The organism is Pseudonocardia wallangbongensis (assembly GCF_054486945.1).
The window spans coordinates 195,737-217,594 of record NZ_JBRERS010000002.1 but is presented as its reverse complement, the minus strand read 5'-3'; the positions used below and the strand labels follow the sequence as shown (position 1 = coordinate 217,594).

At 73.1% G+C, this 21,858-nt stretch carries 14 protein-coding genes; 9 read left to right on the top strand and 5 right to left on the bottom strand.

From position 1 onward, the window contains the following. Positions 1–10: 10 nt before the first annotated feature. The 5 genes from ACU436_RS07355 to ACU436_RS07335 all read left to right on the top strand — a co-directional run bounded on the left by ACU436_RS07355 (position 11) and on the right by ACU436_RS07335 (position 9,972). Complete coding sequence (locus tag ACU436_RS07355) at positions 11–4,450, top strand: Pls/PosA family non-ribosomal peptide synthetase (protein ID WP_459022973.1); 4,440 nt, start codon at positions 11–13, stop codon at positions 4,448–4,450. 25 nt (positions 4,451–4,475) lie between these two features. Further along, positions 4,476–7,010, top strand: coding sequence for a non-ribosomal peptide synthetase (locus ACU436_RS07350; protein ID WP_459022971.1), 2,535 nt, complete (start codon positions 4,476–4,478; stop codon positions 7,008–7,010). 52 nt (positions 7,011–7,062) lie between these two features. Next, positions 7,063–8,052, top strand: a complete 990-nt coding sequence (locus ACU436_RS07345) for a TauD/TfdA family dioxygenase (protein WP_459022969.1) — start codon at positions 7,063–7,065, stop codon at positions 8,050–8,052. A gap of 127 nt (positions 8,053–8,179) precedes the next feature. Further along, positions 8,180–9,232, top strand: a complete 1,053-nt coding sequence (gene sbnB, locus ACU436_RS07340; RefSeq protein ID WP_459022968.1) for a 2,3-diaminopropionate biosynthesis protein SbnB — start codon at positions 8,180–8,182, stop codon at positions 9,230–9,232. After that, positions 9,229–9,972, top strand: a complete 744-nt coding sequence (locus tag ACU436_RS07335; protein ID WP_459022966.1) for a DUF1775 domain-containing protein — start codon at positions 9,229–9,231, stop codon at positions 9,970–9,972. Before sbnB ends, ACU436_RS07335 begins: the two co-directional genes overlap by 4 nt. A 45-nt stretch (positions 9,973–10,017) precedes the next feature. On the opposite strand, the gene ACU436_RS07330 is transcribed toward ACU436_RS07335, so the two are convergent. The 5 genes from ACU436_RS07330 to ACU436_RS07310 form a co-directional block, all read right to left on the bottom strand. After that, a complete protein-coding gene (locus ACU436_RS07330; RefSeq protein ID WP_459022964.1) occupies positions 10,018–11,010 on the bottom strand; it encodes an endonuclease domain-containing protein in 993 nt (330 codons plus the stop codon). Then, complete coding sequence (locus ACU436_RS07325) at positions 10,983–12,182, bottom strand: P-loop NTPase family protein (RefSeq protein ID WP_459022963.1); 1,200 nt, start codon at positions 12,180–12,182, stop codon at positions 10,983–10,985. Before ACU436_RS07325 ends, ACU436_RS07330 begins: the two co-directional genes overlap by 28 nt. A 27-nt stretch (positions 12,183–12,209) precedes the next feature. Continuing rightward, positions 12,210–12,338 (bottom strand): hypothetical protein, encoded by a 129-nt coding sequence (locus tag ACU436_RS07320; RefSeq protein WP_459022961.1) that lies wholly within the window; start codon positions 12,336–12,338, stop codon positions 12,210–12,212. A gap of 248 nt (positions 12,339–12,586) precedes the next feature. Continuing rightward, complete coding sequence (locus tag ACU436_RS07315; protein ID WP_459022959.1) at positions 12,587–12,829, bottom strand: hypothetical protein; 243 nt, start codon at positions 12,827–12,829, stop codon at positions 12,587–12,589. 136 nt (positions 12,830–12,965) lie between these two features. Beyond that, positions 12,966–15,449: an Hsp70 family protein gene (locus ACU436_RS07310; protein WP_459022958.1), complete on the bottom strand. Its 2,484-nt coding sequence runs from the start codon at positions 15,447–15,449 to the stop codon at positions 12,966–12,968. 142 nt (positions 15,450–15,591) lie between these two features. Here ACU436_RS07310 and ACU436_RS07305 point away from each other — a divergent pair, with 142 nt between their 5' ends. From ACU436_RS07305 to ACU436_RS07290, 4 genes are all read left to right on the top strand, one after another. Continuing rightward, positions 15,592–16,308, top strand: a complete 717-nt coding sequence (locus tag ACU436_RS07305) for a sensor histidine kinase (RefSeq protein ID WP_459022956.1) — start codon at positions 15,592–15,594, stop codon at positions 16,306–16,308. Next, positions 16,299–16,964: a LuxR C-terminal-related transcriptional regulator gene (locus ACU436_RS07300; protein WP_459022954.1), complete on the top strand. Its 666-nt coding sequence runs from the start codon at positions 16,299–16,301 to the stop codon at positions 16,962–16,964. Before ACU436_RS07305 ends, ACU436_RS07300 begins: the two co-directional genes overlap by 10 nt. A 116-nt stretch (positions 16,965–17,080) precedes the next feature. Next, the gene (locus tag ACU436_RS07295; RefSeq protein WP_459022953.1) at positions 17,081–18,430 is read left to right on the top strand and encodes a sensor histidine kinase; all 1,350 of its coding nucleotides are present in this window, start codon (positions 17,081–17,083) and stop codon (positions 18,428–18,430) included. Next, positions 18,427–21,819 carry a sensor histidine kinase gene (locus ACU436_RS07290; RefSeq protein WP_459022951.1) on the top strand — a complete coding sequence of 1,131 codons (3,393 nt, stop codon included), beginning with the start codon at positions 18,427–18,429 and terminating at the stop codon, positions 21,817–21,819. Before ACU436_RS07295 ends, ACU436_RS07290 begins: the two co-directional genes overlap by 4 nt. Positions 21,820–21,858 lie beyond the last annotated feature (39 nt).

Here is a 21,858-nt window from a genome sequence, read left to right as displayed (position 1 = left end):
GAGCACTGCGATGAGCACACAGCACCTCGTCCCGCTCGCGGAGCGCGACGACATCCGGCGGTCCATCCCGATGTCCGAGCTGGTGCTGGTCGACCGGTACGAGGCGCAGGGCTGGCGGGTGCGCACGGACGAGCGCCTCGACCGCCTCTTCGAGGAGCGGTGCGACTGGGTCCGCACCTACGGCCGGGCGGACCGGCTCGCGGTCGACTCCGCCGACCTGTCGCTCACCTACGACCAGCTCGACGCCCGGGCCAACCAGCTCGCCCGCTTCCTGCGCGCGCGGGGTTCGAACGCGGGCGACCGGGTCGGTGTGCTGTTCGACCGGCCGGCCGACGCGTACGTGGCGATCCTCGCCGTCCTGAAGATCGGGGCCGCGTACGTTCCGGTGGACCCGGGCCTCCCGGCGGACCGCGTGGCCGCCGTCGTCGAGGACGCCGGGATGCACACGGTGCTGTCGTACTCGGACGTGGTCGACCGGGTCGAGCAGATCGGCCTGCTCACCGCGTCGGGTGCCGAGATCGTCCGCCTCGACCACGCGGCGCCGCTGATCGACGAGCAGAAGTCCTACCGGCTCACGGACACCGAGCGGGGCGGGCGGGACGACTCGCTCGCCTACATCACCTACCGGCAGGGCCCGGACGGCAGGCCGACCGGCGTGGCCGTCGACCACCGGAGCGTCTGCAACTTCATCAAGGTCGCCGCGGAGGTGTACGGCATCCGCCCGTCGGACCGCGTCTACCAGGGCGTGCCGCTCGCCTGCGACTTCTCGGCCGAGGAGATCTGGGTGCCGTGGGCCGTCGGCGCGACGCTGGTGCCCCGGCCGGCCGGCGTCGACCTGCGGGGAGCGGACCTCCACGACTTCCTGAACGCGCAGGGCGTCACCGCGCTGTGCTGCACCCCGGGGCTGCTGGCCACGCTCGAGCGCGACGTTCCCGGCCTGCGGTTCCTGCTCGTGTCCGGGCAGGGCTGCCCGGACGACCTCGTCCGGCGGTGGCACCGGCCCGGCCGCCGGTTCCTGGGCGTCTACGGCCCGGCCGAGGCCACGGTGTCGGCCACGTGGACCGAGCTGGACCCGGTCAAACCGGCGACCATCGGGATCCCCCTGCCCACCTACAGCACGGTCGTCCTCGACGCGGCGGACCCGTTCCACGCCCTCCCGCACGGGCAGGTCGGGGAGATCGGTATCGCCGGGATCGGGCTGGCCTGCGGCTACCTGAACCGCGACGACCTCACCGACAAGACCTTCATCCCCGACTTCCTCGGCATCCCGGCGAACCCGTCCGGCCGGATCCTCCGCACCGGCGACCTGGGCCGCGTCAACCCGGCCGGCGAGATCGAGTACCTCGGTCGGCTCGACGGGCAGGACGTGGCGGCCGAGTTGCGGACCGGCGAGATCGAGCCCGCGACTCCGCCGGCGCGCCCGACACCCTTCCGGCGACCGACACCCTTCCCGCGGGCGCCGCAGGCGGTCGAGCCGCCCGTTCCGCAGGCGGTGGCACTCCCGGTTCCGCAGGCCGTCGAGCTGCCGGTTCCGCAGGCCGTCGCCCTCCCGGTTCCGCAGGCCGTCGAGGTCCTCCCGACGCCGTTCGTGGCGCCCGTCGTCGCGCCCTTCGTCGACCTGGCGGAGCCGCCGGCCGCGCCGCCCACCGGTGCCGGCCCGCTCTCCGACCTGGAGCGGGACCTCGCCGGCGTGCTGGCCGAGGTCATCGGCACCCCGCAGGTCGCGGTCGATGCGCACTTCTTCGACGACCTGGGCGCGGACTCGATGCTGATGGCGCGGTTCTGCGCCCGGCTCCGCAAGCGGGACGACCTGCCGTCCGTCGCGATGAAGGACGTCTACGCGAACCCCAGCATCGCGGGCCTCGCGGGCGCGTTCGCACCGGCGCCGGGATCGGCCGACCCCGGCCTCGCCGCCGCGCTCGCGAACGTCCTGGCCGAGGTGACCGGGGCCGAGGTCCCGGTCGACGCGCACTTCTTCGACGACCTGGGCGCGGACTCGATGCTGATGGCGCGGTTCTGCGCCAAGCTCCGCAAGCGCGACGACCTGCCCGCGATCGCGATGAAGGACGTCTACGCGAACCCCTCGGTCACGAAGCTGGCCGCGGCGTTCGGTGCGCGGGCGTCCGGGGCCGCCGGTCCGGACGACTCGGCGGAGCCGCCGGTGCTCGGGACGCAGATCATGCGGGCTGTGCGGGCGGTCCGCACGGTGCGCGCTGCCCGGCACCGGCAGGCGCCCACCCGCAAGCAGCGGTACGTCCTCTGCGGCGCGCTGCAGTTGCTGTTCCTCATCGGCTACCCGTCGGCCGTCGCGGTCGTCGGGGTCGAGGGTTACGAATGGATCCTGGTCAGCCAGGGCCTGGTCGACATCTACCTGCGGTCGGTCGCAGTCGGGAGCGCGATGTTCCTCGGCCTCTGCGCCCTTCCGGTCCTGCTCAAGTGGGTGCTCGTCGGGCGCTGGAAGCCCCAGGAGATCCCGGTCTGGAGCATGGCGTACTTCCGCTTCTGGCTCGTCAGGACCCTCGTCCAGCGCAACCCGATGGCACTGTTCGTCGGCTCCCCGCTCTACGCGCTCTACCTGCGGATGCTCGGCGCGAAGATCGGCCGGGGCGCCGTGGTGCTGTCCGGCAACGTGCCGGTGTGCACCGACATGCTCAGGATCGGCGCCGGCGCGGTGGTCCGGAAGGACTCGTTCTTCCCCGGCTATCGAGCCCACGACGGCGTCATCCAGACGGGTGCGGTCAGCCTCGGCAACGGTGCTCTGGTCGGAGAGGCGACGGTGCTCGACATCTGGACGTCGCTCGGCGACCGTGCCGAGCTGGCACACTCCTCCTCGCTGCACGCCGGGCAGACCGTGCCCGACGGCGAGCGCTGGCACGGTTCCCCCGCGCTGCGGACGGAGCCGGCCGCCCGGCCGCTCGACCCGCGGAAGGTCGGCATCGTGCGCCGGGCCGCCTTCGTGACGGTGCAGCTCGTCAACCTGCTCCTGGTGGGCACGCCGTTGGCGATCGGCGGCCTGGTCCTGCTGCTCACCGAGGTCCCGCAGCTCGCCGCGCTGCTCGACCCGGGGCCCCTGTCCCTCCGGAGCTGGACGTTCTACGTCGACGCGCTGGCCATCACCACCTTGCTGCTGTTCGGCGGCATGCTGCTCGGTCTCGCGTTCGTCGGCACCGTTCCCCGGCTTCTCAACCTGGCCGTGCGACCGGACCGGGTCTACCCGTTCTACGGATTCCACTACTGGGCCCAGCGCGCGATCGCACGCACGACCAACCAGAAGTTCTTCACGCGCCTCTTCGGTGACAGCTCCTACATCGTCCACTACCTGCGCTGGCTCGGATACGATTTTCCCGCGCGCGTGCAGACCGGCGCGAACTTCGGCGAGGAAGTCAAGCACGACACCCCGTTCCTCACCACCGTCGGCAGCGCGACGATGGTCGCGGACGGCCTGTCGATCATCAACGCCGACTTCTCGAACACATCGTTCCGGATGTCCCGCGTGTCGATCGGGGCGCACAACTTCATCGGCAACAGGGTCGCCTATCCCGCGCAGGGCGCGACCGGCGAGAACTGCCTGCTGGCGACGAAGGTGATGGTTCCCGTCGACGACCGGGTGCGGGAGGGCGTGGGGCTGCTCGGATCGCCCGCCTTCGAGATCCCGCGGTCGGTCGAACGCGACAAGCAGCTCCTCGTGAACGGCGCCGACGAGCTGCGCCGCGGCCTGCGGGCCAAGAACGTCCACAACACCATCACGATCGCGCTGTCGCTCCTGGTGCGCTGGATCTACTTCTTCGTGGTCACCGTGCTCTACATGGGGGCGCTCGACCTCTGGGCGTCGTGGGGCGGACTCGGGATCGCGGTCGCCAGCGTGGGGGCGTTCGTCTTCACCGTCGTGTACTTCGTCCTCGTCGACCGGCTGCTCCGGCCGCTGCAGGCCTTGCGGCCGCTGGGCTGCTCGCTCTACGACCGTGCGTTCTGGCGGCACGAACGCTTCTGGAAGGTTCGTGCCGACGCCTACTTCAACGTCTTCAACGGCACCCCGCTCAAGAACGTGATGTGGCGGCTGCTGGGTGTGCGGATCGGCCGCCGCGTCTTCGACGACGGCTGCTACATGTCGGAACGGTCGTTCGTGACGATCGGGGACGACTGCACGCTCAACGCGGGCAGCGTCATCCAGTGCCACTCTCAGGAGGACGGCGGTTTCAAGTCCGACCGCACCGTGATCGGCGCCGGCTGCACGATCGGCGTCGGCGCATTCGTCCTCTACGGCGTCACGATGGGCGACCGCGCGGTGCTCGCCGCCGACTCGTTCCTCATGAAGGGCGAGGAAATGCCCTCCGACGCGCGGTGGGGCGGAAACCCCGCGAAGAAGATGCGCGAGCAGTCCGCTGATCTGCAGGTGCGCCGGATCAGCATCGACGACAACTGTGCCGCCGTGCTCGTCCGCGGCCAGTAGACCCGGCAAGGAGAGGAACGATTCGATGAACACGCAGATCGAGACCGGCCGGGACTTCTGGAGCCGGGTCCTGCTGACCGGCGGCGCGACCGCGATCCCGAGGTGGACGCTCGACCCGGCCCCCGGAACCGGCGAGCGCGTCGCGCCGCTGGGCACCGGGCTCGTCGCCGCGATGCGCCGGCTGGCCGGCTCGATGGACCTGCCCCTGCACACCCTCGTGCTGGCCGCGCACGCGAAGGTGCTGGCGGCCCTGTCCGCCGAGCGGCACGTCGTCACGGGCTACGCGGCCGGCCCGGCCGGGCGGGCGCTGCCCTGCCCGCTCGCGGCCGAACCCGGTTCGTGGCGGTCGCTGCTGCGGGCGGTCGCCCCGGTCGAGATGGACGTGGTGCGGCACCGGGCGTTCGACCTGGACGAGATGGAGGGCGAGCTGGGCGTCACCGCGCCGCGGTTCGAGACCGAGTTCGACCCGATCGACATCCTCGACGACCGGGCCGGCCTCGCCGGCGGCGTCGTGCTCCGGATCGGGCTGACGAACGGGGGCGGCGCGCTGCGCCTCCGGTACCGCACCGAAGCCCTGGACGCCCCGAGCGTCGAGCGGATCGCCGGGTACCACGTGGCCGCGCTCGAGGCGATGGTCGCCGGCCCGGATGCCGAGCACGGCCGGGCGGGGCTGCTGTCGGCCGAGGAGCTGCGCCTCCAGCTCGACGGGCTGGCCGGCCCGCGCCGCGAGCTGCCGGACCGCCGCTTCCACGAGCTGTTCGAGCAGCGCGTACGGCTGCAGCCGGACGCCGTCGCCGCCGTGCACCGCGACCGGCAGTGGACCTACCGGGAACTCAACGCGCGGGCGAACCGCCTGGGGCGGTCGCTGCTCGCGCGCGGGCTGCGCCGCGAGGGCGTGGTCGCGGTGGTGACCGAGCGGAACCTGGACTGGATGGCCGCCGTCATCGCGATCTTCAAGGCCGGTGGCGTGTACCTGCCCATCGAGCCGCACTTCCCAGCGGACCGCATCGCGAGGACCCTGTCCCGGGCGGACTGCACGCTGGTGCTGACCGAACCCGGCAGCACCACCACGCTCGACAAGGCCCTCGACACGGTCCCGGGGGTGCAGCAGGTGTTCGCCGACACCGCCTACGCGGAGGGGCACGCGGCCGACGACCTCGGCGTCGCCGTCGCGCCGGACCAGCTCGCCTACATCTACTTCACGTCGGGCTCCACCGGCGAGCCGAAGGGCGCGATGTGCGAGCACGCCGGCATGCTCAACCACCTCCACGCCAAGATCGCCGACCTCGGCATCCGGGAGCGCGAGGTGGTGGCGCAGGTCGCGCCCCAGTGCTTCGACATCTCGCTGTGGCAGCTGGTGTCCGCGCTGCTGGTCGGCGGGCGGACCGTCCTCGTCGAGCAGGACGTGATCCTGGACGTCGCGCGGTTCGTCGACACCGTGGAGCGCGAGCGGGTCGGGGTCGCGCAGGTCGTGCCCTCCTACCTCGAGGTCGTCCTGTCCTACCTCGAGCAGCACCCGCACGAGCTGCCGGACCTGCACTGCGTCTCCGCCACCGGCGAGGCCCTCAAGACCGAGCTCGCCCAGCGCTACTTCGCCGCCCGGCCCGGCACCGCGCTGGTCAACGCCTACGGCCTGACCGAGACCTCGGACGACACCAACCACGAGGTCATGCGCGCGGCCCCGGACACGGACCGGATGCCCCTGGGCCCCGCGGTGCAGAACGTCAGCGTCTACGTCGTCGACGAGCACCTCCACCCGGTGCCGCTCGGCGCTCCCGGGCTGATCGCCTTCTCCGGCGTCTGCGTGGGCCGCGGGTACGTCAACGACCCCGAGCGCACGCGCACCACGTACCTGACCGACCCGCACCGCCCCGGCCGGCGGCTCTACAAGGGCGGCGACTACGGCCGCTGGCGGCCGGACGGCAAGCTGGAGTTCCTCGGGCGCCGCGACAGCCAGGTGAAGATCTCCGGCTTCCGCATCGAGATCGGCGAGATCGACAACACCCTGCTGCGCGTGCCCGGCGTCCGCGACGGCGCGGTCGTCGTGGCCGAGCGGCCCGACCGGGGCAAGCACCTGGTCGCCTTCTACTCGGGTGACGGGCCCCTCGACGCCGACCTCCTGCGGGAGCGGCTCGGGGCGTCGCTGCCGCACTACATGGTGCCGGTCGCGTTCCACTGGCGGGAGAGCCTGCCGCTGACGGCCAACGGCAAGATCGACACGAAGGCGCTCACCGAGCTGGCCGCGCTCGCGGTGACCACCGACGAGGACGACCGCGAACCGCCGGTCACCCCGACGGAGATGCTGCTCGCGGCCGTGTGGGCGCGGATGCTCGGCCTCGACGCGGACCGGATCGGCCGGCGCGACCACTTCTTCGACCTCGGCGGCTCCTCGCTGTCCGCCGTGAAGCTCGCGGTCGCCCTCGACCGCGTCGTGTCCCTCAAGGACGTCATCCGACACCCCGTGCTGGCCGATCTCGCCGGCCTGATCGACAGCAGGCCGACACCGAACGAGCCGGCGGACGACGGACGCAACGTCGCCCTCGCCTGCCGATACGCCTGATTGATCCGATCCGAGTCCCTCACACGAGAAAACCGGACAAGAGGAGATCGCGATGTCGTCCCCACACCTGGCGCCACCGCTCGACGTCGAGCTGCGCCCCGGTCGGACCCCGCTCCTGCACGTCGAACCCACCGCCGACGCCGCGGCCTGGACGGCCCAACACCGGGACGGGCTACGGGGCGTGGTGGCGCAGCACGGCGCCGTTCTCGTCCGCGGCCTCGGCCTGCGCGACGCCGCGGGCGCAGCGGCCGTGTTCCAGAACCTCGGCACCGGCCTGATGGCCGAGCGGGAGGCGTTCGCGCCGCGCAGGCCCTACGTCGAGGGCGTCTACTCGTCGACCAAGTGGCCCGCGAACCAGCCGATGTGCATGCACCACGAGCTGAGCTACACCCTCGAGGTCCCGTCGCTGATGCTGTTCGCCTGCATCACCCCGCCGAGGGCGGGCGGCGTCACCGGGGTGGCCGACTCGACGGCCGTGCTGAACCAGCTGCCCCCGGACCTGGTGCAGCGGTTCGCGCGGGAGGGCTGGACGCTGGTCCGCAACTACAACGACGAGATCGGCGCGTCCTACGCCGACGCGTTCGGCACGGACGACCGGGGCGCCGTCGAGGCCTACTGCCGGGCCAACGCGATCGGGTTCGAGTGGCGGCCCGACGGCGGCCTGCGCACCTGGCAGCGACGCCACGCCCTCGTCGGGCACCCCGCCACCGGGCAGGCGTGCTGGTTCAACCAGATCGCCTTCCTGAGCGAGTGGACGATGGACCCGGACGTGCACGAGTACCTCGCGGAGGCCTACGGCGCCGACGGCCTCCCGTTCACCACCTGGTTCGGCGGCGGTGAACCGGTGGGCGCGGACGTCGTCGAGCTGCTCAACCAGGTCTACGAGGCCAACACCCTCCGCGAGCCCTGGCAGGCCGGCGACCTGATGCTCGTCGACAACGTGCGGATGGCGCACAGCCGGGAGCCGTACGAGGGGGAACGCGAGGTCGTCGTCGGCATGAGCGCCCCGCTGCGCATGCCGGTGCCGGGGGCCGACCAGTGAGCGAGCGGCAGCGAGCGAACCAATGTCACAGCGCCTGCGCGAAGCGCCGGCCGAGCGGCAGCGAGGCCGTGCGGTGAGCGAGCGGCAGCGAGGCCGTGCGGTGAGCGAGCGGCAGCGAGGCCGTGCGGTGAGCGAGCGGCAGCGAGGCCGTGCGGTGAGCGGGGTGCCGCCGTTCGCGGTGATCTCGGGTGCCCAGGTCCAGCGCGCGCTGCAGGGCGGGGAGAAGCGGGTGGTGGAGCTCGTCGAGGCCACCTACCGGCTGCACGGCGCAGGCGACTCGGTGAACCCGCCGTCGTACTTCCTGCGGTTCCCGGACCGCCCGACGGCCCGGATCATCGCGCTTCCCGCGTCGATCGGCGGGGGGATCCGGGTGGACGGCCTGAAGTGGATCTCCAGCTTCCCGGAGAACGTGGCGGCAGGCGTCCCGCGGGCCTCGGCGGTGCTGATCCTCAACGACCACGACACCGGCTACCCGTTCGCCTGCCTGGAGAGCTCGATCATCAGCGCCACCCGGACGGCCGCGTCGGCGGCGCTGGGGGCCGACCGGCTCACGCGGGGGCGGGCGCGGCCGACGCGTGTCGGGTTCGTCGGGACGGGGCTGATCGCCCGCTACATCCAGACGTTCCTGGCGGGCACCGGCTGGTCGTTCGACGAGGTCGGCGTGCACGACCTGTCCGCCGAGAGCGCCGCGGGCTTCCGCGGTCACCTGGAGCGGTCCGGGGTGGCGGGGCGCATCACGGTGCACGACAGCATCGAGCGGCTGATCCGGTCGTCCGACCTGGTCGTCTTCGCCACCGTGGCGAGCACGCCGCACGTCCACGAAGTGTCGTGGTTCGCGCACAACCCGGTGGTGCTGCACGTGTCCCTGCGCGACCTCGCGCCGGAGATCCTGCTCGCGTCGACCAACGTCGTCGACGACGTCGAGCACTGCCTCAAGGCGGACACGTCGCCGCACCTGGTCGAACAGCTCACCGGGAACCGCGAGTTCCTGGACGGCACGCTCGACGACGTGATGGCCGGTCGGGTGCGCATCCCGGTGGACAAGCCGGTGGTGTTCTCCCCGTTCGGCCTCGGCGTGCTCGACCTCGCCGTGGGCAAGCACGTCTACGACGAGGTGGCCCGCGCCGGCGACCTGCACGTCGTCGACGGCTTCTTCCACGACCTGAGCCGTCACGGATGACGGTGCAGCGGGTCGTCGCCGCGGTCCTGCTGGCGCTCGGGCCGCTGTTGTCGGGTGCCGGCAGCGCGGCCGGGGCGCTGGGCGGGACGCAGGTCGTGATCGAGCCCGACCACGTCGAGCCCGGTGCCCGCGACGTCACGCTGGTCTTCCGCATGACCGGCGGCGACCCGGCGGCCCCCGCCACCGGCTTCCGGCTGCTCCTGCCCACCGGGCGGCCCCTGGTCGGCGTCACGGCGGCGGACCCGCCGGGATGGACGGCGCAGCTCACCACGTCCACGCTCCCGGCGCCCGCCCCGAGCGCGGACGGCCCCGTGACGGAGACCGTGTCGGCAGTGGAGTGGACGGCCACGGCCCCCCGGGACGCCGAAGCGGTGGACTTCACCATGCACGTGGACCTGATGCCGGAGGGCGCGGGCCCGGTCCGCATCCGGGCGGCCTGCACGGATGCGGCCGGGACCACGGTCGAGTGGACCAACACCTGGGCCGAAGGCGGCCCCAAGCCGGCACACGACGCGCTGAAGCTCGCGCTGGGGACCGCGCCCCGCCCCGTGCTGACACCGGTGGAACACGCCGACCACCACGGCGAGGCGACCGCGGCGCCCCGAACACGCGCCGCTACCCCAGGAGGCATGGCAACGCTCCTGGCAGCAGCAATAGCAGCAACGGTGGCCCTGACAACCTTGCTGAAGGCCTTGTCCAACCGCCAACACCGCCACCTCGACCGCAGTATGGCTCCATAGTGCTGTTTTAGGGGCGTCGAAAACAGCACTATGGCTCCATAACACTCAGTTGGGGATCCCTCCCCTTACCGTCCCCAGCAATCTCTGTGTGTTGCGTAGCAGGGGGGCCGTCACGAAGATCACGCGCCAGTCCAGGGCGTGGACGCGGTTCAGGCGGTCGCGGTCGCGGTTCAGCGCCCACGTTTCGCCGTCGCGCCAGTCGCCGTCGTACTCGATCGCGAGCTTGTGCTCCGGGAGCGCGAGATCGACTCGGGCGATGCGGCCGGTCTCGTCCTCGATCCAGTACTGGGGCACCGGATCGAGGCCGTCCAGCACCAGGTGGACCCGCAGCTTCGACTCCGGCAGGGACTCGGCGCGCGCATCGGTGAGCTCGAGGGCGCGCCGCGCGAGCACGATCCCGTTGTCGGAACGCTCCCCCAGCATCCGCGTGACCACCGCTGGATCGATCTTCCCGGCGCGCAGCACGGCATCCATGTCGGCGACCGCGTCGGGCAACGGCCGGGCGAGCAGCAGGTCGAGTGCCATGCGGAGAGGCGTGGCGATCCGCCCGCCCGCCCACGGCTCCCACTCGTCCGGTGCGATCTCCGTCCGCCGGACGTCCACACCGCTGCGCCGCCCGAGCCGCGCCTCCAACGGCGCCAGGACCTGCACGTCGTCCTCCGGCCAGCACAGGCGCACCCCGCGCACGGTGGCGGCCGACCGGCCGGTGATCACGGTGCCCGGCGGTAGGGCCATCGCGAGCGCGCGGCAGCGCAGCTCGTGGGTGACCCTGGTACCGGACGACGTGTAGATGTCCCGGCAGAGCCTGAGGACACCGGTTCCACGCAGCTGCGCGGACGTGAGAAAGCCGCGCGAGACGGCCTCGGACCCACGAAACAGCAAGGGCAGCGGAGGAAGAGCCACGAGAGAAAGCTGCAGGAAGAAGGGAAGATGGTCAAACGACCATCCACAAGCCATCCACAGGTAGCGTTGTGGAGCCATACTGCTGTTTTCAAGCCCGTCAAACAGCGCTATGGCTCCATAGTGCGGTTCGTGCATTCGGTGCGTAGTTTTTGGTTGGTGTTGCGTATCGTGTCGCGGGTTGTCTTTGTTGTCACCAGGACGTACGTGTCCGTCATCTGGCGGACCCGGGTCTTCGTTCGCGTGCGGGTCGTTTCCAGCTGTCGCTTGCGTTCGCCGCTCAGCGTGGCGCCGCCCAGGAGGAGGGCGGTGGTGAGGGCGCCGGTCACGATCACCCACGCCGGCAGGTGCACGCCGGCGAAGCGGGGCAGGATCAGCGCCATCATCAGGCCGCCGTACCCGGACATCAGAATGCTCCGGCCGCGCGTCGCCAGGGGGCGGCGGAAGCCCTGCGGTGCGTCCCGGGCCGGGAGGTGGCCGAAGGGGTCGGGCAGGTCGGGAGGGGTGGGGCGGGGCAGCGGTTCGCCGCCGAGCTCCCGGTCGAGTGCTGCCGTGACGTCCGCGGTGCGGTCGGCCAACAGGGCGAACGTCTGCTCGCACTCGTAGGTGAGGCGGGCGCGCAGCCACGTCTCGATGGCGGTCCAGTCCCGCGTGGGGTCGCTCGCCTCCACGACGCCCTCCGCGTCGGCGACGGCGGCGCGGACGCGGCTGCGCAGGTCGAAGTCGACGTCGGAGGACGCGGCGGCCATGCCGTCGGCGAGCACCTGCTGCCAGCGGGCGCGGTCGGGGACGGTGCGTGGCCGGCGTGCGGGGCGGGGGGCGGCCTGCTCGGCGATGTCGTCGAGGCGCCGGGCGAGTGCGGGGATGCCGGAGGCGGCCGCGAGGTCGAGGTCGCCCGTGGCGACGGCGCGGTGGTGCATGTCGACCGACACCGCGAACGGCGCGACGGTGGCGCCGACGGCCCGCAGCCGATCGAGGTCGGCGTCGACCACCTCCCGCCACCCGGGGTGCCGGTCGAATCCGGTGAGGGCGAGCAGGATGCGGGGGGAGCGGTGGCGCAGGGTGTGTGCCAGGTCGAGCTCGGCGGCCCCGATGACCTGTGCCGCGGGGGCGAGGAGCACGACGGCGTCGACCGCGGCGCCCAGGGGGCCGCCGGGTTGGCCTCCGGTGAACGTGACGCCGCCGGACCCGGCACGCAGCAGGGCCGCGGCGAGCGCGGTCCGGTCCTGCTGCGTGCCGCCGGCAACCTGCACGGTGACCGATGGGCCCGGGTGGGCTCGTCGAGATCCCGGCACGGGCTGCGCGTTCATGTTCTCGATCCGAGGCCGGTGCGAGGATCAGGCGTACTCGTAGTCCTCGCAGTCCTCGTCCTCGTGGTCGACCTCCTCCTGCTCGTCCTCGTCCGACTCCTCGGTCTCGTCCTCCCAGTCGACGTCCTCGTACTCGTCGTCGCAGTAGTCCGACATGTGCTCCACCTTTCGGTAAACGGGCTGCGGGACGTGTTTCCGCAGTTTCTGCCCATGTCGAGAATGGCGGTTCGCGGGCGTCGACAACACCGAGTGGACCCCACGGCGCGGGGAGTTGGCACCCGTTCGCGGGTTGGGGTGAACCCTCCTCCAGGCCGGGCCGGACGTGGGCGAGCCCGGCCGCGCGGGAGGCGGCCGGGCTCGTGGGAGGGTCGGAACGGGTCCGGGATCCGGGGTGACGGCGCTGGTCAGGCGGCCACTCCGGCGCCGATCAGGGCGCGCCCGGACGCGGTGAGCAGCGCCGGCCCCGGCTTCGGGGAAGGGACGATCAGGCCTGCGGCGGCGAGGCGCGAACCGGCGAACTGGTCGGCGAAGTACATGCCGTCGACGACCAGTGCACCGCCGGCCGGGGAAATCCGGCACCGGCCGGCGGCGACGGCCCGGAGAACGGCACGATCACGATTGCTGAGGGGTGCGGCGGTGGTGCTCATCGTCGTTCTCCTTCCGGTCCGGCAATTTCTTCCGACCCGTGAAGGATGCTCCCCTGATCTTCGGCGATACATGGCGCCTGCCCTACGGAACCGGCGGGCCGACCCGCCATTCCGGGGTGGGGCGGACCCCACCGGATCAGCCGGCGAGGTTCAGCAGCGTGAGCGTGCCGTCGTCGAGGTTGGTGACGTAGCCGGTCCTGCCGTCCGGGTTCACCGCCACCGACGTGGGCGACGCGCCGGTCGGGATGGTGGCCGTCACGGTCATCGTGTCGACGTTGATCACCGAGACGGAGTTGCCCTCGACGTTGGCGGTGTAGGCGAACCGGCCATCGGGCGCCCAGGTGATGTCCTGTGGCTTCCTGCCCACCGGGATCCTCGCCACGACCTGCTCGGTGTTCGTGTCGATCATCGTGACGGTGCTGGAGTCGTAGTTGACGTTGGCCACGAGCGGCCGGGTCGGGTGCACCGCCACGCTGTGCGGGCTGACGTCGACGGGGACCTCGGCGATCACGGTGTTGTTCGACGTGTCGAGCACCGACACGAGGTTGGACTCGTGGTTGGCGATGTAGGCGCGCGTGCCGTCCTTCGAGAAATCGATCCAGTGCGGGTTGGGGGCCACCTTGATCTCGGTCGTGACCTGGTTGGTGGCGGTGTCGATCAGGGACACCGTGCCGGAGTCGTGGTTGGGCACGTACAGCCATTTCCCGTCGCGGCTCACGGCGGCGAGGTAGGGCCTGGTGCGGACCGGGATCGTGGCGACCATCGAGTTGCTCGTGGTGTCGAGCACGCCGACGGCGGCGATCGTGCGGGCGTCGTCCCAGATGCTGACGTAGATGGTCCTGCCGTCCGGTGAGAACGAGAGGAACTGCGGTGGGCCCGCTGCCACGGGGATCGTGGCCGTGACCCGGTTCACCGCGGTGTCGAGGACCGTGACGACGCCGGCGGTCCGGTTCGCGACGTAGGCCTGCCGCCCGTTGGGTGAGACGACGACGAACCCGGAGGTGGCCCCGGCCGGAACGGTGGGGCCGAGGGACGGCACCGGCACGCTCGAGGCGGGAGCGGCGGGGGACGGCGGCACGGCTGCCGCCGGCGGGGGTGCGGCGGCCGCCGCAGGCCCGGGCACGGCGGCCGGTTGCGCGGCGGGCGCCTGCTGGGCCGCCCGGAGCTGGTCGATCGCGACGTACCCGACCCCGCCGACCACGGCGAGCAGCGCGACCACCGCCGCCACGACCAGCAGGACGCGGTTGCTGCTGCCCCGGTCGCCGTCCAGGACGGGGGGAGCCGGTGGGCCGGTGGGCGGCCCGGCGGGCGACCGGTCCTGGGTCGTACCCGGAGCGCCGAACCCCGGGTGCGCGGCGGGCACCGGCATGGGCGGTTGGGTTCCGGGCTCGGCCATCGGAGGCGGTGTGCGGAACGCCGGTGCGGGCCCCGCGTCGAGCACGTGGGGGACGGCGGGCGCGCCCGCCTCGTCCGGGACGATGTTCGGGAACTCGGTGACGGGTGCGGCCGGGGCCCCGGCGGCGGCACTGCTGCGCGTGGTGCTCGCACCGGCGCGCGCGAGCGTGGCCGCCCCCAGCGCGACGGCGTACTTCGGATGCGCGTCGACCACCGTCGGCCGGCCCAGCTCCTCGGAGATCATCCGCGCCACCAGTGGGATGCGCGACGATCCTCCGACCAGCAGCACGGCGGAGAGCCGGCTCGGGTCGACCTGGGCGGAGCGCAGCGTGCGCACGAGGGTGCCGATCGTCGACTCGATCGGCGCCCGGATCATGTCCTCGAACTCGGCCCTCGTCAGCCGCACGTCGAAGTGCCGGTTCGGCAGGAACACCGGGATGGTCGTCTCGGTGTCGATCGAGAGCGCTTCCTTGGCCAGCACGCAGTCCTGGTTCAGGCGGGCGAGCGCGACGCCGGTCTGCGGGTCGCTCATGTCGAGCTCGCTCAGCGCACCTCCCGCGACGTAGTTGACGTGGGAGAGGATGGACTCGTCGAAGTCGACGCCGCCGAGGCGTTCGATCCCCTCGGGGACGCCGAGGATCTCGATGCCACCCGGGTGCTTGCGCAGCACGGTGGCGTCGAACGTGCCGCCGCCCAGGTCGTACACGGCGATGATCTCGCCGTCCGACAGCTGCCGGGACGCGGCGTAGTGCGCCGCAGCGGCCTCCGGCTCGGTGACCATCCGCGGCGCCGTGAGCCCCGCGACGTGGGGGACCTCGTCGAACAGCTCCCGCCGGAACGGCCCCCAGTTGGCCGGGTGGGTGAGCACCACGCTGTCCGGCTTGGTGCCCTCGGTCTCGGTGACCCGGGTGAGGACGTCGTGCAGCAGGGAGCCGAGCAGCACGGTGACCGCGTACGGCGTGCCCCCGAGCATCACCGGCGTGGGGTCGCCGAGGCGGCGCTTGAACTCACGCCCGATCCGCTCCGGGCTGCTCACCGCCCGGCGGGCGGCCGCGTCCCCGGAGACGAGGGCGCCGTCCTCCCGCAGGTACACGACGGCGGGTGTCACCACCGTGCGGTCGCCGAGGGTGAACATCTCGATTCCGGTGTCCGTGGCCAGTGCGGCTGCGACGAACGTCGTTCCGAGGTCCACCCCGAGGTGATAGCCCACGTCTCCTCCCACCATCGGGTCTCGTGTCTGCCCCGTCGCCGCCCGGGGGCCGGCTATTACCGTTCTGGCCGAATTCCGGGCGAACAAGGGGGACAGCCCTACCCGAGGTGGGGTGCGCCCCATTCACTGATACGCGCTGTCGCCGGACGATGACTGCATGATGCTCGAGCCAGCGCAGCGCGCCGGCGACGCTCCCCGCACGGCCTCCGAGCAGGGCCCGTCTCCCGAACCGCCGCAGTCCCCGTCCCCGTCCCCGTCGCCGTCCGCCGATCCCGGCACCCGGCTGTCCGCCCCCACCAAGGAGGCCCGCCTCCGCACCGAACGCGAGCGGTGGTGGCTGCGCCGCAGCCTGGAGCGGCAGTTGCACGACGGCGCGGCACTGCGGATCTCCGCGCTCACCCTGCAGCTCGGGCTGCTGCGCCACCGCGCCGCCAAGGCGGAGTGCGACCTGCAGGGTTACATCGACGGCTTCCAGGACGAGCTGCATGCTGTGCTGCAGGAGCTGCGCGACGTCTCCGGGAAGATCTACCCCCCGCTGCTCGACGAGGCGGGCCTCGGAGCGGCCCTGCGCGAGGTGGCCGAGCAGATGGACGTGCCGGTGCGGGTGGACGCCCCCGAGGACCGCTTCGGACCCGCGGCCGAGGGCGCCGCCTACTTCGCGGTGGTCGGGTGCCTGGAGACCGTGCCTCCCGGCTCGCCCCGCCTCGACGTCGTCGTGCGGCGCGAGGACCGCACGCTGGCCGTGGACGTCGTCGGCGTCGAGCAGCGCCACGCCGACGCGATGCTCGGGGCCGTCCGGCGTTTGGACGGTGCGATCGACGTGGCGGGTGGACCGGACGCCACAACCATCACGATGAGGATCCCATGCGAGTAGCGCTTGCCGAGGACGGTGCACTGTTCCGCGAGGGACTGGTCATGCTCCTGGAGGCGGCGGGGCACGAGGTCGTGGGCTGCACCGCCGACGGCGACTCCCTCGTCGAGCTGCTGCGGGAGGAACCCGCGGACATCGCGATCCTCGACATCCGGATGCCCCCCGAGCCGGACGGCGGCCTGGTCACCGCGGAACGCCTGCGCACCTCGTACCCGGGCATGGGGCTGCTGTTCCTGTCCCACTACGCCGAGTCGCACTACCTGATGCGCATCCTGCAGATCGGCACCGAGTCCGTCGGCTACCGCCTCAAGGAGAAGGTCGGGAGCGTCGACGTCCTCAGCGACACGCTCTCCCGGATCAGCGGCGGTGAGATCGTCATCGAGCCGGTGCTCGCCAGGCGGCTGGTGGAGCGGCCGCGCGGGGAGCGGAAGGGGATCATCTCCACGCTGTCCGAGCGCGAGCTCGACGTGCTGCGCCTCATGGCCGAGGGGCGGTCGAACAACGGCATCGCCGGGCAGCTGTTCGTCACCCCGAAGGCGGTCGAGAAGCACATCGCCAGCATCTTCGGGAAGCTGAACCTGCAACCCGACACCACGGAGCACCACCGCAGGGTGCTGGCCGTGCTCACCTACCTGCGCTCGCAGCGTGACGGCGACTGACGCCCATCGATGGCCCGCACTAGCCCGTCCGCCCGATTGGCCTCCGTCGCCCTGGCACATAACGTGACGTCGCTGGGGCACCACCACTACCCGATCGGGCGCGGATCGGCGGCGCGATGAGTCGGACGAGCGTGGCGCGGTCGCTGCGGGCACTGCTGGTCGCCTGCGGCGTCGCAGTCGTGCTCGTCGTCGTGGTCAACTGGTCGGCGCGGGTGGTGGGCCACGGCGCGCTCGAGGTGCTGACGCCGTTCGTCGCGGTGGTCGTGGCGGCGGTGGGGCTCGGGGCCGTCCAGCCGTGGATCGACAGCATCGTCGAGCGGGTCACCCACCACCGCGAGGTCACGCCGTACTCGTCGCTCGCGGCGGCCGCGGCGCGCATCCGCGGGGGAGCGCTGGAGAAGGCGTTGCCGGGGCTCGCACAGGTGCTCGCCGACGGCACCGGCGCCACCAGGGCGGTCGTGTGGCTCGCCGTCGGCGACCGGCTGGTGGCCGCGGCGGAGTGGCCGCACCTGGGCTCCAGCCGCGGCCCCGACACCGTGGAGAACCTGGCGGTGCTGCTCGCGAGACCGGAGGTCGACCACGTCGTCCCGGTGCTGGACGGCACGATCCTGCGCGCGGCGCTCACGATCACCAAGCCCGGCGCGCCCATCACCCCCGGCGACCAGGAGCTCGTGCGGGACGTCGCCAACGGTGCTGCGCTGCTGCTGCGCGGGGTGGCGCTCAACGCCGAGCTCGCGGAGCGGGTGCGCCGTGCCGACGACCTCGCCCGGGAGCTGCACGCGTCGCGGCAACGCCTCGCCCGGGCCCGGGAGGTGGAGCGCAGGCGCCTGGTCATGGAGCTGGGCAACGCCACGAGCATCCGGCTGGCCGCCCTGCGGGCCGACGTCGCGGCCGCGGGCGCGGAGCTCGGCCGCTCCCCCGAGGACGTGGAGTCGGCGCAGCGGGCGCTCGCGCACGCCCGGCTCGCGCTCGACGAGCTCCTCGCCCGGTTCCGCCTGATCGCCCGCGGGGTCTACCCCGCCGTGCTGCGCGACCAGGGTCCCGCCGCGGCGCTCGACGAGGTGGCGGCCGACCTGCCGCGGCCGGTGCGGCTGTCCGGTGACCTGGGCGGCCGGCTGGACTACGAGATCGAGTCCGGCGTGTACTACGTCGTCGCCGCGGCCCTGGGAGTGCTCGCGGGCCGCCCGGACGAGGGCGAGCTGCTCGCACACCTCGACCGCGCCGACGCTCACGTGGTGGTGAGCATCGAGGACCCGGCGGCCGCGGTGAACCCGGAAGCGCTCGCCGGCGCGCTCGCCGACGAGGGCGAGCGGCTCGCGGCGCTCGGCGGTGACCTCACGATCACGACGGACGCCGGGACGCCCGAGTCCGCCGGTTCGGGCTCGGTCCGGTTGTGCGTACGGCTGCCCGACCGGCTCGAACCGGTCGTCGGCAGCAGCGTCGGCGCCGAACTGAGGACCTCGTGACCGCCGTCGCCGCGAGGCCCCGTCGCGGCGGGCTCGTGCTGGCCGCGTACGCGGCGTTCCTGCTGGTCTGTGGCGTGCTGTCGCTGGCGTCGCTCGGTGTCGGCGTCGTCGCGTGGGTCGCCGCCCGCGACCCGGCGGTTGCCGCGACCCTCGCCATCTCCGCCGCCGCAGGCGACCCGTGGGCGCAGGGCATCCTCGCGACGGCACAGGCCGGCTGGCCCACGGCACAGGGCGCCCTCGACTACGCGATCAGCCTGCTCGCGCTCGGCGTCGCGGGCGCGCTCGTCGCGCGGAAGGAGACGCGATCGAGCTGGTCCACCCGGCTGCAGGTGCTCGCGCTGGTCGGGTCGGCCGGCGGCTTCAACCTGCAGGCCCACGCCACGGCCATGGGGGTCGAGACGGCCCTCGGGCTGCACCTCGGCCCGCTCCACCAGTTGCTGCACCAGGGCGTCCCGGGTGTCGCCTACATCCTCGCGCTGCTCGTGTTCCCGGTGGAGCGCGAGCCCCGTCCCGTCCGGACGGTCCGCACCGTTCTGGTGCTCGCCGCCTGCGGCACGCTGCTGCTCGTCGGGCTCGGTACCGCACTGCCGCACGCCGTCAGCGGCGTGCTGCTGCTCGGTTTCCTCGGGCCGATCGTCGGGGTGCTGGTCCTGCCGCGTCAGATCAGGGGTGCCCCGACGGCGACGGCGCGCACCCAGGCGCGGTTGCTGTTCAGCGTGGTGGCGGTGGCCGCCGCCATCGCGATCGTGCTCGCCGGGATCACCCTGCTGATGTGGGCGACGGGGTTGGGCGACCTGCTGCTCCTGGCCGACCCGACCGCCGGTGTGGGCGGGCCTCCCGGCGGCGAGCCGACCGCGCTGCTGTTCTGGTTCTCCCGGCTCGCCAGCGTCTCGATCGCCGGCGCGGTGTTCGTGGCGACCCGGCCCGGCGGACTGTGGAACGTCGAGCGCCTGTTCAGCCGCGGGCTCGCGGCAGGGCTCACGGCGGCCCTGGTCGGTGGCGGCTACTGCGCGGTGATCAGCACGACGAGCCTGGCGTTCGCGGAGGGCGCGCTCCTGCCCACCCTGCTCGCGACCGTCCTCGCGGCGGTGGCGCTGCGCCCCGCCTACATCTGGGCCGAACGGTGGACCGACCGGCTCCTCTTCGGCACCCGCCCCACCCCGTACAGCGTGCTCGCCGGGATCACGGCGTTCTCCCGCGTCACCGCGACCGACGCGCCGGACCTGGCGCGCGTCGCGGAGGCCGTCGGGCGCGGGCTGGGAGCCGCCACGTGCCGGCTCACGGTCACCCGCCCGGGGCTGCGGGACCGCAGCTACACCTGGAGCGAAGGGTCCGCGCGTGCTCATGACGAGCTCGTCGAGGTGGTCGTCCGGCACGGGACGGAAGCCATCGGCACGATCGCGGTGGACTACGACGCCGTCGCCGGCCTGCAGCAGCAACGGCAGCACCTGCTGGAGGACGTCGCCGAGAGCCTCGGCGCGGTGCTGCAGGCCAGCCGGTACGGCATCGAGCTGGAGCGGCAGCTGCGGGCCGCCCTCGCCCACGCCAGTGAGCTCGCCGCGTCCCGGCGCGCCGTCGTCGCCGAGATGGACGGGGAGCGGCGGCGCATCGAGCGGGACCTCCACGACGGGGCGCAGCACCACCTCGTGTCGCTGCGGCTCGCGCTCGGTCTGGTGGAGCACCAGGTGTCCATGGCCCAGTTCGTCAAGGCGCGGGAACGGCTCGCGCAGGTCTGCGGCCAGATCGACGTGGCCGAGTCGGTCCTCGCGGAGACGGCCATGGGGGTGTCGTCGCCGCTGCTGGCCGAGCTGGGGCTCCTGCGGGCGCTGGAGAAGGAGCTGGCGGGCGGCGAGCCGCCGGTCGCCGTGGATGCGAGCGGCGTGGCCGGGGACCGGTTCCCGGACGACGTCGAGTCGGCGGTGTACTTCTCCTGCCTGGAGGCGGTGAACAACGCGCGCAAGCACGCCGAGGGTGCCCCGATCGCCGTCCGCCTGTGCACCGAGGACGGCCGGCTGCGTTTCACCGTGCGGGACGACGGCCCGGGCTGGGACCGGAGCGGCGTGACCGGCTCCCCGGGCCGGGGCCTGCGCAACGTCGGCGTCCGGATCTCCACGGTGGGCGGGGAGATCGACGTGCGGTCGGCCCCCGGGAAAGGCACGACGGTGGAGGGCTCGGTGCCCGTTCCACGGCCCGCCGCGGCGGTCGTCGACGGCGCCCCGGAGGTGGCCCAGCCCCTCATCGAGCAGGTCCGCGATGCTGTGCGGGAGGCGCGGGAGCGCTATCGCAGCACCGCGCGCACCGACGCCGTGCGCGTGCTCGCCGAGCGGCTCGAGGCGCCGTCGCGGATCGGGGTGGCGGGTGACGGGTCGGCGACGCTCGCGGCGCTCGGGACGGACGGGGTGGCCGGCCTCGTCGACGTCGCGGCACCGGCGGCACCGCCCGCCGACGCCTTCGTCGTGCTGCTGCGGCTCGACCCCGCAGGCGGCGTGCTCCTGCCCGGCCGGCCGTTCGGGTCCGCGTGGCATCGCCCCGCGCACGCGGTCGGGGCCCTCCTGGTGGACGGGCCCGTGGACGAGGCGGCGCAGCGGGTGGCGATCGAGTGCGCGGCGGTGGCCGACGTGCGGCGGCTCTGCCACGTCGTCGTCCCCGTGGCACCCCCGTTCGCGCAGGCGGGGGTCCGGCTGTCCGACGAGCAGTTCCGGGCGTTGCAGGCCCGGGCCGAACGCGACGCCGAGCCCGTGGCGGTCGGCACCGGACCTGCGGGGGAGGCGCCCGTAGGGGGTCCTGGTGCGGCGCCGTCCGGGGTCGAGCGTCGCGTCCCGTTCGAAGGTGCGGTCGTGGGGGTCGCCGTCGCCGAGATCCGGTCCGGGCGGGCCCCGACCCGGCAGGCACTCGCGGCCGCGCTCGTGCAGGACAGCGGCCTGCCCGTGTTGCGCGAGCTGGTGGCGGAACGGCTCACCCGGCGCGCGGACGCGTTCCGGTCGCGCGCGGTGTTGCTGGCCCTGGAGGACCTGGTGCGGCACGAGCCGCCGCCGGTCGGTGGCGACGGGCTGCGCTACCGGCTGGACCGGATCCGTTCCGCGGCGTTCGAGCTCACGGAGCTGGACGTCGTCGACGCGGTGCGGGCCGGCGAGCTGGAGCTCCCGGCCGGCGAGCGCTCCGCCGTCGAGCGACTGCTCGGGGCCGCGGGCCCCGATCCCCGTACCCGGCTCGGGCTCGCGCCGGATGCGACGCCGCAGGAGGTCGCGCAGGCGGCGGCCGAGCAGCTGGCCCGGTGGCAGCGCCACGCGGCGAACCCGCTCGCCGGGGTCGACCTGCGGAAGGCGGCCGCCGTGCTGGTGCAGGCGTGCGAGCGGGTGCTCGTGGGTGTGGCCGAGCTCGACCCGTGACGCCTTCCGGACCGATACTGTCCGGAAGGGTCCGTAGCG